The organism is Bacillus cereus group sp. MYBK108-1 (genome assembly GCF_051917185.1).
Lineage (GTDB): Bacteria > Bacillota > Bacilli > Bacillales > Bacillaceae_G > Bacillus_A > Bacillus_A cereus.
Genome location: NZ_JBQAHZ010000002.1, coordinates 325,798 through 339,164, shown reverse-complemented (window position 1 = coordinate 339,164; position 13,367 = coordinate 325,798). Strand labels below are relative to the sequence as shown.

Below are 13,367 nucleotides of genomic sequence, written 5' to 3'. Positions count from 1 at the left end.
AGTATATTTGAGATTGTGGATTAAAAAGGAGTTCAATAATGGTCAAAATTATGATTGTAGAAGACGATATGAAAATTGCAGAACTATTATCGACACATGTTGCGAAATATGGTTATCAAGGAGTTATTGTATCGGACTTTCAAAATGTATTAAACATTTTTTTAGAAGAACAACCAGAGTTAGTTTTATTAGATATTAATTTACCGAGTTTTGATGGGTACTTTTGGTGTCGTCAAATTCGGGGAGTTTCAACATGTCCGATACTATTCATTTCGGCCCGTGAAGGCACGATGGATCAAGTTATGGCGTTAGAAAACGGTGGCGATGATTTTATTCCGAAGCCTTTTCATTATGAAGTTGTAGTGGCGAAAATTCGTAGTCATTTAAGACGTGCATATGGAGATTATGCACCGAAATTAGAAGAACGAATGATTGAACAACAAGGTCTTTGTTTATATCCCGAAAGACTTGTATTGAAACTTAGAAATGACGAGATTGATATAACGAGAAACGAAGCCATTTTATTAGAGACATTAATGAAAAATTATCCGCGTGTTGTGAGTAGAGAAGTGTTACTTAATAAATTATGGGATAGTGAATCTTATGTTGATGATAATACATTAAGTGTAAATACAACACGTGTGCGTAAAAAGTTACAAACGTTGCATATAGAAGGTGCGATTGAAACGATTCGTAGTGTTGGATATAGATTTCATATTACTTGGGATAATTGTATAGAAAAATGATAAGGTTGTTTATACGTGATCATATACCACTTATTTGTTTTACCATAATTCAACTACTAGCTATATTTCTCGTATATTGGTTTGATGGGCATAATCATATTACAACGGCGTTATATGCAATGTTTCTAGGTGTTTTCTTTATGGGAAGTTATTTAGTGTTTCGTTATTTTACACATCGTTCTTTTTATGAGCGCCTAGCAAACCCGATGCAATCTTTGGATGAATCTGTTCAAAAATCTGATTTTGCAGCTGTATCGGCTGCTCTTCAAGAACTACTTGAGGTGCAATATCGACATTATCAAAATCAGCTGCAAATGCAAGAGAGAAAAAATAATGACCATTTAACCTTTATGAATCAGTGGATTCATCAAATGAAAACACCTTTATCTGTAATAGAATTAATTACACAGGATGAAGTAGATTCACGTTTTGAAAGTATAAATGAGGAAACTGATCGATTAAAAAAGGGATTAGAAATGGCTCTGTATGTCGCACGTTTAGAAGCATTTACACAAGATTTTTATGTAGAAAGAGTACAACTACATAAAATAGTGAATGATTCGGTACATGAGCATAAACGTTTCTTTATCCGGAATTTTGTATATCCAGAGCTTGAAATTGATAAGGACATTACTGTAGAAAGTGATGCGAAATGGTTACAATTTTTAATCGGACAAATACTATCGAATGCGATTAAATATTCATCAGGTAGTAGAGAGAAAATTAAAGTGAAAGCTTGTAAGGAAGGTAATAATGTTATACTTGAAATTGCTGATAATGGTGTAGGTATACCGAAGCAAGATTTACCAAGAGTATTCAAACCTTTCTTTACAGGAGAAAACGGTAGAGATTTTAAAGAATCAACTGGAATGGGGCTATATCTCGTATATGAAATTACGAAGCAATTAGGACATAGTGTAGAAATCTATTCAGAAGTTGGTAAAGGTACCGTTGTACGTATTATATTTTTTAATGTGTAAAATGACTCAGGCTAAAGAACTTTTGAAATAAGTTTTTTAGCCTTACTTTATATGGATTAAATGAAATGATATACAAGACTGGTATGATTCTAATAAAAGGTCGTGTAAGTATGTGTAATGACACAATAATAAATAAGGCTGTTAAATGAGAGGGATTTAATAATTTATTAATATATAAATAGTTTATTGTAAGAAAAAAGCTCGCCCTTTAAAAGAGCTAGCTTTATGAATTTTAATTAAGTAAACAAACTTAATAATTTATATCCAATTAATCCCAAAATAGTGATAGGAATCATCATTAAGAAAGAAGAAATTCGATGAGCATTAGAGCGTTCTAATACAAGAATCAAGATAATCCCGACTATGACTTCGGTATATCCAACAGGTAACATGTGACTATAGTCTTCAAAATTTAAAAGAATGTGAAGTCCATCCGTTACAAAAACTCCACTAATAAGTGAGCTTCCGAATTTATGAAGTGGATTTGTAGTATCTTTCCATAGAAAACCTGCAATTCCAAAGATAGTTCCTCCTATACATGCACATACAATCCATACAGATATAAAATAAATAGAGTGAGCTATATTTTTAATAACTATTGCATAACCATAGTAGCCTAATACCATTCCGAATAGTGCAAGGATACCAGAAAGTATAGCTGTACGCTTAGAATAACTAAAGCTAGCCACAAAAAAGGATGGAACTAACCAAACGCTTCCTAGATTAGCTAATGAATTCCAATGTCCAGGAAGTATACTTTGCCCCAATTTAGTTAGTATACCAACAATTATCCCTACTATAATCGGGATGAGAAAAATCATTAAAAACATATTTAACTTTGTGATTTTTAATGTCCTGTCCATAAAATCAATCCTTACATTAATATTTTCTGTAAAAATATAATAGTTTATTAAAAGGGGATAATCAACAATAAATTATCGATAAACAATAATTTATTGTTGGGTAATGAATAATATTTTGTTTTTATACGAAATTTATCCCGCTTTAATGGGCAGTAAGACCCCACCTCAAAATTCAGCGAAAGCAAAGAAATTAGGTGGGGGTCGGGCTGCCCATAAAAGTCCGATTGGTTCAACTAATAATCAGTGGGGATGAAGAAAACCCCCACTGATTAAAGTTTCACTTTATATAAGAGAGCGTGCTTAGAAGTTTACTATTGGGGAAATCTAAAGGACGTAGTACAATCAATGTAATTTGTGCTTGTTCAATATGAAGCTAAGAAATGATAAATAAGCCTAAAAGAAAGCAATCTTTTTAACAGCACAAATAATTGCATTTACTCATACAGTACTAGTATGGTACAATATGGTTATTAACGACGGAAAGGAATGATGGGTGGACGATGATTAACTAATCTTATTTTTAAATGTTGAAATTCAATAAATTTCAATTTCTAAAAAATAGGATTAGTCTGCCCAATTCCAAACAACGGTATTGCTATTTATATTGCGCAATAGCTTATTTGGGTATAAATAATGTAATGACTAATCCTGCCAAATTTATTTGGGAGGATTTTTTTATTCTCCCTTAATGAAAGGGATCGATATTTATGAAAGAACTATTAAAATTAAATGATGTTTATGTTGAAATAAAAGAAAATATGTTGTTAGAGAAAATGAATGTGACAGTAAAACAAGGGGATGTTATCGGATTAATCGGTAAAAATGGTGCTGGTAAATCAACGTTACTTCAATTAATAAATGGGAAGATTGAACCTTCAAAAGGTACTGTTGAATGGATGCAAATGAATATGACAACAGCATATGTTGAGCAAGAAATAGAATCTTTTATTAGTAATGATGTAATTGCAAAAGAAGCAGAACTTCTTGCGAAATGGGGCGTGCCAACGAACGATTTTCATACTTTAAGTGGTGGTGAAAAGCTGAAAATTCGATTAGCAAAAGGATTTGCTGAAAATCCTAATGTCTTAATATTAGACGAACCGACAAATCATTTAGATGAGATCAGTACGGGATTTCTCATTAAACAAATAAAAAACATGAAAGGTACAGTTATCGTTGTATCGCATGATCGATATTTTTTAGATGTTGTCGCAACAAAAATATGGTCAATTGAGGACAAAAAATTAATTGAGCATAGTGGTAATTATACGAGCTACATGAAAGCACGTGAGCAAAAAAGAAAGTCGCAGCAGCGTGAATATGAAAAGCAGCAAAAAAAGATAGAACAAGTAGAAACACATATAAAAGAATTGAGTTCATGGTCACAAAAGGCACACGCGCAGTCTACAAAACAAGAAGGTGTGAAAGAATTCTATCGTGTAAAAGCGAAGCGAATGGATGCACAAGTGAAGTCAAAACGAAAACGACTTGAAAAAGAGCTGGAGAAAGCGAAAGTAGAACGTGTGAAAGAAGAGTATTCAGTTGAATTTTCTATTCAAGCGAACAAAAAAGTAGGAAAACGTTTTTTAGAAGTGAAGCAATTAAAAAAAGACTTTCATGGGAAAGTATTATTTGAAAACGTTAATTTTACAATTCAGCACGGTGAGAAAGTTGCGATTGTTGGACCAAACGGTAGTGGGAAAACAACATTACTGAAGATGATTATGGGAACGGAAACTGCTGAAGGAGAAATATGGATTTCACCATCTGCGAACATCGGCTATTTAACACAAGAAGTTTTTGATTTACCGCTTGATAAAACACCAGAAAATTTATTTTTTAAAGAGACGTTTGAAGAAAGAGGAAAAGTCCAAAATTTAATGAAACATTTAGGGTTCCAAGCTTCTCAATGGAAAGAGCCGATTGAGCATATGAGTATGGGAGAAAGAGTAAAATGTAAGCTAATGGCTTATATTTTAGATGAAAAAGATGTACTCATTTTAGACGAACCGACGAATCACTTGGATCTACCTTCACGTGAACAACTTGAAAATACATTAGCTGAGTATAACGGAACATTAGTAATTGTTTCTCACGATCGATATTTTCTAGAGAAAACAACTAACACAAAACTCGTGTTTTCAAACAATACGATACAAAAGCAGCTAGAAGAACCTACTAAAACAAGAGATAATATTGAAGAGCTACGTTTAACGTTAGAAACAGAGAGACAAGAAGTATTAGGGAAATTAAGCTTTTTAACTTCTAACGACAAAGAATATAAAGAACTTGATGAACGATTTATAGAACTTACGAAGCAGATAAAGGCGCTATAACGTAAATAAGGGGGATTAACATGGGAGAAGAGAGTTCAACTAAGTTATTTAGAATAGATTGTGGAGATATATACTTGCAAGAGTTTATGATCAAAGATGCAGAAAGTATTTATAAAATAGCCAATCAACCGGAAATAGAACAGTTTTTACCAGACTGGAAATCAACGAAAGAACAAAGGGTGGATTGGATTGTAAATTATGAAATACCAGCAAATAAAGCATTTCTTGAGGCAGTGAAAACTACGAATAACATAGATAATCATATGTTAAAGCTAGGAATATTTGAGGAAGCTACAAATGAATTCATTGGATGGTGCTGCACAGGCATGAAAGAAGAACTCCCTTCACCAAACAGAGAAATAATGTATGCTATCTCAAATGAACATCAAAATCATGGCTATGCTACAAAAGCGACTAAAGGTTTAATTGACTATTTGTTTAAAGAAACAAATTTAATTGTCCTCAACGCAATTGCTTTAATTAACAATGCACCATCAAATAAAGTTATTAAAAAATGCGGGTTTACTTATTTGAGTGAACAGAAGATAGAAAATCAACTATATAATCACTATGTATTGAGTAAATCTGAATGGATAAAAAATATTGCTCTGTAAAAGGAATTAATATGAAATCATAAAAAAGCTTAGAGCTAAAACTCTAAGCTTTTTTATATTCATTTTATCCCGCATTAACGGGCAGTAAAACCCCCACTGATTAAAGTTTTACTTTATACCTGCTAACATATGAAAGGTACAATTGTAATGACTTCTTGAAGGAATTGCTTTTCAACAAAATAGGGAAATCAAGCTGTACATAGGATATCCAGTTGAAAATCATTTATGAAAATAATATTGGGAAATTTTGTAGAATTTATGTATCAATGATAATACAAATTTCTTACTCAAATCATTCTACAGATGAATTACTTGAAAAATGGAAGGGAAAAGAAGAATTTAGTCTTAGTCAAAAAAAATTGCTGGTAAGTCTATTAAAGAGCTACATATAAAACTTACGGTTGAGTGCTAGTAGATTAAATCTTTAAGCCAGGAATTAGTTTAAATGAGGGAGGGGAACACATATTATAATTTGGTTTCGTAACTTGCCACAAATAAGTATGGATTTTTCAGAATGGACTCCTTTTATACAGAATAATTGGTACCGAAAACATTATATGAAGTTTGTATATATACTCCAGATAATTATTTTTCTAATACCTTATTTCTTTGAAACAGGTTTCATTCATATTAATATATTTTATCTTATCATAATAGGTATCTTAGTCTTCATCATTCACGAATGTCTACACATTTTAGTAATAAGTAAAAAAGGGGATATTAGCTTAACATTTAGTAAAAGATTTTTTTGGTTAAATACAAATGCAGTCTTATCTAAAACGAGATTTTGGGTCTTTATGAGCTTGCCTATTATTGTATTATCAGTAGTTCCTGCCATGATGTCATTCTTTGTATCAGGAAATATTAAATCAATTTCATTATTTATATGTTGGATAAACACATTCATTTCCACCTCAGATATTTACAATTCGTTTTTGATTGCAATGAAACCGAAGCGCTCATTTTTTTGCAGAGGTTATTATAAAGTGAAATAGTATTTAATAGGTAACTCAAATATGCTTCAACTACATACAACACTTAAAATATAATATTTGAAAGTAAAAAGACCGATAAAAAAATCGGTCTTTTCATATTAATAAAATAAAGATTAGAAAATAGCATTGTAATTCAAACCAATATGCAAATATTATAAGATAGATATGCTTTGTTTATAGATTGAAAATAGGTTTGTTATCAGTTTTTTTAGAAATCTTACAAGCGTGTAAGATAAATGAAAGATGAATCAATATGAGCTGTAAGACAATTCATTTACACTCTATAGTGAGCAGTGGAAATGAAGGGAGAATATAAATGGAAATTTTGCAGGCAAATAGTATTAGTAAAGTATATAAAGGGAAAGTACCTTATAAAGCATTAGTAGATATTGATTTATCAATTCAAGAAGGTGAATTTGTAGGAATTATGGGCCCGTCAGGTAGTGGGAAAACAACGTTATTAAATATGGTATCTACTATTGATTCTCCATCATCGGGAGAAATATTTATTAATGGCACAAATCCTTTTCAATTATCATCAGAAGAATTAGCGTTATTCCGCAGAAAACAATTAGGATTTGTATTTCAATCATTTAATCTTCTTAGCACACTTACTGTAAAAGAAAACATCGTATTGCCGATGACTTTAGATGGTGTTTCCGTCCGAGAAATGAATAAACGAGTGGAAGAGATTGCAGAGAAGTTAAACATTACTGATATATTGAGTAAAAGAACGTTTGAAATATCAGGGGGACAAGCTCAAAGAACAGCAATGGCTCGCGCAATCGTTCATAAGCCGCAATTATTACTTGCAGATGAACCTACAGGGAATTTAGACTCTAAATCTTCAAATGATGTAATGGAGATGCTTGATACTCTAAATAAAGAAGAAAAAGCTACGATGATGTTAGTTACTCATGATCCGTATGCAGCGAGTTTTTGCAGCCGAGTAATCTTTATTAAAGATGGTCAACTATATAACGAAATTTATTGCGGTGAAAGCAGGCAAGCGTTTTATCAAAAGATTATGGATGTCCTTTCTTTGTTAGGAGGGAAAAGGCATGACTTTTCGTCAGTTCGCATTTAATAATATTTTTCGCAATAAGCGTACATATACTGCTCATTTTTTAAGTAGTGCATTTTCTATTATGATTTTCTTTACGTATGCTCTTTTATTATTTCATCCTGATTTACAAGGTGAGTTGAAATCGACAAGTGCAACAATAAGTGCATTTGGTACATTGGGATTTTCAGTTTCGCAAGGATTGATTTTTGTATTTTCATTTTTCTTCATTTTATATTCAGTTAGTTCGTTTTTAAAAACGCGTAAGAAAGAATTTGGCATTTTAATGATGCAAGGTATGTCAATGAGACAGCTTAAGAAATTATTATTAATTGAAAATATGTTGATTGGACTTGGTTCAATTTGTATAGGGATTTTCATTGGACTCATATTTTCTAAACTAGTCTTATTGATAAGTGCAAGTGTATTAATGATTAATAATGGGTTACCTTTTTATATACCAGTGCGGGCTGTATTATTAACAGTTATCACATTTATTTTCTTGTTTTTAATTGTTTCATTATTTACATTCAAAATGATAAAAGTAACGGAACTTGTGGAACTTATTCGAGCAGAGGAAAAGCCAAAACCTGAACCGAAATCTTCAGTTTTATTATCGCTACTCTCTTTAGTTAGTATAGGGTATGGATATTTTTCAGTATTTCGCTTCATACCAAGTAACAATTTTATTACGCTTGGAATAGGTGTGCTTCTAGTTATTATAGGAACGTACTTTTTATATACACAGTGTAGCGTTTATATATTGCACCTTTCTAAAAGGAGAGAATCTTTCTTTTTAAAGAGAACAAATATATTAACATTTTCTGAATTAATTTACCGTATGAAAGATAATGCAACGATGTTTTTTATAGTATCTATTATTTCAGCAGTGGCATTTACAGCAATCGGTACAACAACTGCTCTTGGGAATAGGAATTTAGTATGGATGACAAATCCATATACATTTCTGTATGAAAGCTCTGAAAATAACAAATTGGTAGATAAACATCTCTCAATGATAAAAAAACATCTCGCGGATGCAGATATTCCGTACCGAATGGCTTCATCTTCAAATAAATTTACAGAAAGTAACGTAAATGTATTGAAGTTAAGTGAATATAACGAACTTGCGAGGACACTTGGGTATCAACAAGAAACGATTGAAAAAGACGATGAAATCTTACTAATCCCTGGAAGAGTCTCACAAAAACAAGAATTTAAAAATGGTAACTATAAAAAAAATATTGAAGTCATTCAAGGAGATTGGACAAAGACATTTCGTGTGAAGAAAACTGTAGGGAATTTAGTTTTACCACATGATTCTAGTAGTATTTATATTGCTGTTCAAGATCATGTGTATGATGAAATTCCTCTGATGAGTAATACAGAGGATGAAAATATTCAACATCGTACTTACGGATTTGTTGTAGATGATTGGATAAAAACGAAAGAGATTTCAAATCAATTAAAGAGTCTATTCGATAAAGATCTTAGGGACAGAGATTTCTACTTTGAAGCTTTAACATTAAACTTGTTGGAAGCAAAGCAAAAGAATGGTTTATTACTTATGGTAAGTGTTTTAGTCGGAATCGTGTTCTTTACATTTGCTGCTAGTTTTATTTATTTCCGATTATATACTGATTTGGACCGTGATCAACAACAATATAAAATGATTTCGAAAATGGGATTAAGTAAACGAGAGTTAAAAAAAATTGTAACGAGACAGTTAGTATTAATGTTCTTCTTACCAATTATCGTTGCAGTGATCCATACTGTAGTTGCGTATACGGCACTGCAACAATTAGTCAGTTTTTCTATTTTAAACAGCTCTATCGTTATTTTAATTTCATTTATATGTATACAAGTTTTATACTTCTTTATCACTCGTTGGCGTTACCTACAAAAGCTTTATAAAACTATGGAGCAATAAAGGATATCAACTAATAAGATTAAAGAAAAGTATGTGAAAAATGATATGAATTATGAAAGGAATCGTGATGAAAAGAATATTAACTATTTTTATGTTAACTATAATACTTTTAATAAGCTTTAGTGCATGTTCTAAAAAGGACAACTCATTTCCTGCAAACGGTGTATTAATTATTGGAGATGAAAATAATATTTCACCAATTATTAATCGTTATCAGGAAATTACGAAAGAAAATGAAGTGTTTTCTGTGAAAAAAGGGGAAGTTGGAAATGGAAATGTCTTAATTTTAAATGAATCTACAGCACAAGCATTGATTAAAGAAAAACTTTTTCGAAAACAAGATAATGGCTCCAATTATATTATAGATACATTACCGAAATTCCCAAAAGAAGGGTCACTATTATTTACAAGTGAAGACGATAAGACTATGAAAAGTATTAAAATAGGAGAGAAAGAGATTCCTGTTACATACAATAGTGATGCTTGGATAGGTAACAATCGTAAATATTCAACGGAATGGTATATGATTGTAGCAAAAGATAGTGTGTATAAAGAAATAAAGGTAAATGAAATGAAAATGCATCTTCTTCGTTTGAAAAAATCTCTAGGTGACGAAAAACCTAAAATGTCGACAGATAATACATTGGTTAATGAAAATATCAAAGTAAAAAAACTAATTAAAGGTTTGGAAGGAAAAGTATCTTTCCAGTTTGTAACGATTGGAGAAAAATCATAAAAAAAGAGTTCGAGGTTGATAGAAACTTTATCACCCCCGAACTCTTTTTAGTTTGTAGACCAATCAAATATTATGCTTTACATTACTTCATTTAATCGAGTCTCGTTTGTTTCCTCAATCGCATTTGAATTTTGAACTGAATTATTTTGGGCTTCTTTTTCTTTACGAGCCTTTTGTAGCATTTCAAGGATGATCCATAAAGGAACACCTTTATCCTTTAACATCTTCCATAAATCTAATTCGTTAAATTTATGCTCAGGCTGTTTCATTTCTTTTTCAGATGAACGAATATCAAACTTGATAGGATCATTTACTTTCTTACTTTCAAGTTTAGTAGAAGAGATAGTATTATGCTCAAGAGTAGATGAAGTTATTTTAGTAGGTTGAGATAATGTATGAATATTTGATCCGATTTGCATGTTTTTTCCTCCTTTTTCAAGCAATGAGATTAGTTTTCTTATGGTTTTTAAATCTTTTTAACATGAGGAAACTATATCTAATTATAAATTCTAATAAATAGATTTACAAGTTGTATTGTAAAAAGTAAATATTTACTTGAATTAATATTTATCAACATTTGTATATGTTTTCTATATATACAACGTATATAAAATACTTTACATTATGTTTAAGTTGTTAAATTATTCTGTTAATTTTTCGAAAAGAAAAATGTAAACGTTTTATTAGGGGGGGAGAAAGTATGGGGAAGTTATTTTTAAAAATATGTTTTTTCGCATTAGTGACCGTATGTTCATTCGCAGCGAAAATATCATACGCTGAAGAAAGGCAACAAAATAATTATCCTATCATATTGGTGAATGGATTTGCTGGATGGGGTAGGGAAGAAATGCTGGGCGTAAAATATTGGGGTGGTGTTCATGATATACAGGAAGATTTGAAACGAAATGGTTATACGGTACATACCGCAGCTGTTGGACCTGTTTCTAGTAACTGGGATCGTGCATGTGAATTGTATGCACAAATTAGCGGTGGGACAGTAGACTATGGTGCAGTCCATGCTGAGAAACATGGACATAATCGTTTTGGCAGAACTTATAGTGGTTTTGCGCCGAATTGGAGTGAAACAAGTAAAGTTCATTTAGTTGGACATAGCATGGGTGGACAAACGATTAGAACATTAGTACAGCTATTAAAAGAAGGTAGTTTTGAAGAAAAGAATTATGTGAAAAATCACCCAGACACCAAAATATCACCACTATTTGAAGGCGGAAAATCATATGTTCATAGTGTTACAACATTAGCAACCCCTCACAACGGTACAACACTTGCGGATGGTAGTCTTCTACTACCGTTCGTTAAAGATTTACTCATTACAGCTGCAAGCTTTGGAGGAAACAATAATTTATCATTATATGATTTTAAATTGGATCAATGGGGTATAAAGAAGAATGCTGGAGAGTCCTATTTCCAATATAGTAATCGTATTCTAAATAGTTCACTTTGGAAAAATACAAAAGATATAAGTCAATGGGATTTAAGTACAGATGGTGCAAAGGAATTAAATAATTGGGTAAAGACGCAACCGGATGTGTATTACTTATCCTATAGTGGACATGCATCACAAGCAGCACCTATAACAGGTTTACATTTACCTCATATAACGATGAATAAAGTGTTGATGGGGAATGCATTTTTCTTAGGTTCGTATGCGAGATATGAAGAAAACCGTCCGTTAGTTGATACTTCTTGGTGGCAAAATGATGGTGTAGTAAATACAAATTCCATGATTGCACCATCTTCTAATGTTGCTGTAAATAATAATGAGTCATTACAGGTTGGAAAATGGAATCATATCGAAACGAAAGCGAATTGGGACCATCTCGACATGGTAGGGTTAAGTGTTTCAGACTCGTTAGGTTTTTCTAGCATTCAAGAGTTTTATAGAACAATTGCTGAAAAGCTATCACGTTTACCGAAATAGGTAATAATAAAGCGCTCTCGATGGAATTCGAGAGCGCTTTATATTATATTGAAAGAGGGATTTGGTAGAAAAATATGGGGGGATATTATGAAAATTCAAGTTGTATTATCAGGATACGGAACAGTAGGCAGAGAGTTTATAAAATTATTAAATGAAAAATATTCATATATATATGAAACATATGGGATTCAATTAGTTGTAAGTGGCGTATTAGGAAGAAATATTGCAATACATAATGAAGAAGGCTTATCTCTTCATCATTTATTGATGTATGGTGGCGGTACCGCTGCAATTGAAAAATATTTAGAGTATCATCCGAAGGAACGTGCAACAACTAGCATAAGTGGTACTGTATTGGTAGAATCAACGGTTACAAATCTTAAAGATGGAAATCCAGGGAAACAATATATGAAACAAGCGATTGAGAAACAGATGGATATAGTAGCAATTTCTAAAGGTGCGCTCGTTACAAACTGGAGAGAAATAAATGAAGCAGCAAGAGGCGCAAATGTACGAATTCGATATAGCGGTGCAACAGCCGCTGCACTACCGACACTAGATATCGGACAATTTAGTTTAGCCGGTTGCAGTATTGAAAAAATAGAAGGAATATTAAATGGAACAACTAATTATATTCTTACGAAAATGTATGAGGAAGATATGACATTTGAAGAAGCACTGAAAGAAGCACAAAATAAAGGAATTGCTGAGACAAACCCTATATTAGATATAAGTGGTTCAGATAGTGCGTGTAAATTGTTACTTTTGACAAACAGCTTAATGGAAACAGAGAAAACACTTACTGATATACATATAAAAGGAATCGAGCACGTTACAAAACAGCAAATTCGAAATGCTAAGGAACAACATAAAATTATTAAATTAATAGCATCAACATATAAGGATGAGGGAGGCAATGTGAATTTAAATGTTGAACCGTGCCAAATAGAAAAAGATCATCCATTAGCAAAAGTAAATGGAACCGAAAAAGGAATTACGTTCTTTACAGATACGATGGGACAAGTTACTACAATTGGCGGGGCTTCTAATCCACGAGGCGCTGCAGCTGCAGCTTTAAAAGATGTAATTAACTTATATCGAAAAGATTTGTAAGACCGTACCGCCCTTTATAAAAAATACATATGTCGTGGACCTTTTGAGA

General features: G+C 31.9%; 12 protein-coding genes. 10 read left to right on the top strand and 2 right to left on the bottom strand.

Going from position 1 to position 13,367, the window contains the following annotated elements; all coding sequences use genetic code 11:
* Positions 1-38 precede the first annotated feature (38 nt).
* A complete protein-coding gene (locus ACTFSL_RS06115; RefSeq protein ID WP_088339019.1) occupies positions 39-746 on the top strand; it encodes a response regulator transcription factor in 708 nt (235 codons plus the stop codon).
* On the top strand, positions 743-1,726 hold the full coding sequence (locus tag ACTFSL_RS06110) for a sensor histidine kinase (RefSeq protein WP_002183605.1): 984 nt from the start codon (positions 743-745) through the stop codon (positions 1,724-1,726). The genes ACTFSL_RS06115 and ACTFSL_RS06110 overlap by 4 nt, the downstream gene beginning before the upstream one ends.
* A gap of 236 nt (positions 1,727-1,962) precedes the next feature.
* On the opposite strand, the gene ACTFSL_RS06105 is transcribed toward ACTFSL_RS06110, so the two are convergent.
* Positions 1,963-2,589: a DUF6518 family protein gene (locus tag ACTFSL_RS06105; RefSeq protein ID WP_000376264.1), complete on the bottom strand. Its 627-nt coding sequence runs from the start codon at positions 2,587-2,589 to the stop codon at positions 1,963-1,965.
* A 707-nt stretch (positions 2,590-3,296) separates the two neighbouring features.
* On the opposite strand from ACTFSL_RS06105, the gene abc-f reads away from it, so the two are divergent.
* From abc-f to ACTFSL_RS06075, 6 genes are all read left to right on the top strand, one after another.
* Positions 3,297-4,925 carry a ribosomal protection-like ABC-F family protein gene (abc-f, locus tag ACTFSL_RS06100; RefSeq protein WP_088339018.1) on the top strand — a complete coding sequence of 543 codons (1,629 nt, stop codon included), beginning with the start codon at positions 3,297-3,299 and terminating at the stop codon, positions 4,923-4,925.
* A gap of 20 nt (positions 4,926-4,945) precedes the next feature.
* Positions 4,946-5,539, top strand: a complete 594-nt coding sequence (locus ACTFSL_RS06095) for a GNAT family N-acetyltransferase (RefSeq protein ID WP_000503547.1) — start codon at positions 4,946-4,948, stop codon at positions 5,537-5,539.
* A 500-nt stretch (positions 5,540-6,039) separates the two neighbouring features.
* Positions 6,040-6,534 carry a DUF3267 domain-containing protein gene (locus ACTFSL_RS06090; RefSeq protein WP_088339022.1) on the top strand — a complete coding sequence of 165 codons (495 nt, stop codon included), beginning with the start codon at positions 6,040-6,042 and terminating at the stop codon, positions 6,532-6,534.
* A 316-nt stretch (positions 6,535-6,850) separates the two neighbouring features.
* Complete coding sequence (locus ACTFSL_RS06085) at positions 6,851-7,621, top strand: ABC transporter ATP-binding protein (RefSeq protein ID WP_000404442.1); 771 nt, start codon at positions 6,851-6,853, stop codon at positions 7,619-7,621.
* Positions 7,596-9,527, top strand: a complete 1,932-nt coding sequence (locus ACTFSL_RS06080; protein WP_440041360.1) for an ABC transporter permease — start codon at positions 7,596-7,598, stop codon at positions 9,525-9,527. The genes ACTFSL_RS06085 and ACTFSL_RS06080 overlap by 26 nt, the downstream gene beginning before the upstream one ends.
* 52 nt (positions 9,528-9,579) lie before the next feature.
* Positions 9,580-10,263, top strand: coding sequence for a lipoprotein BA_5634 family protein (locus tag ACTFSL_RS06075; RefSeq protein WP_135277875.1), 684 nt, complete (start codon positions 9,580-9,582; stop codon positions 10,261-10,263).
* Between the two features lie 77 nt (positions 10,264-10,340).
* On the opposite strand, the gene ACTFSL_RS06070 is transcribed toward ACTFSL_RS06075, so the two are convergent.
* Positions 10,341-10,682, bottom strand: a complete 342-nt coding sequence (locus tag ACTFSL_RS06070) for a DUF3914 domain-containing protein (RefSeq protein ID WP_001165524.1) — start codon at positions 10,680-10,682, stop codon at positions 10,341-10,343.
* A 281-nt stretch (positions 10,683-10,963) separates the two neighbouring features.
* Between ACTFSL_RS06070 and ACTFSL_RS06065 the strand changes: the two genes are divergently transcribed.
* Both ACTFSL_RS06065 and ACTFSL_RS06060 read left to right on the top strand, forming a co-directional pair.
* On the top strand, positions 10,964-12,205 hold the full coding sequence (locus ACTFSL_RS06065) for an esterase/lipase family protein (RefSeq protein ID WP_000517074.1): 1,242 nt from the start codon (positions 10,964-10,966) through the stop codon (positions 12,203-12,205).
* 87 nt (positions 12,206-12,292) lie between these two features.
* Positions 12,293-13,318 (top strand): homoserine dehydrogenase, encoded by a 1,026-nt coding sequence (locus tag ACTFSL_RS06060; RefSeq protein WP_088338610.1) that lies wholly within the window; start codon positions 12,293-12,295, stop codon positions 13,316-13,318.
* The last annotated feature ends 49 nt before the right edge of the window (positions 13,319-13,367 follow it).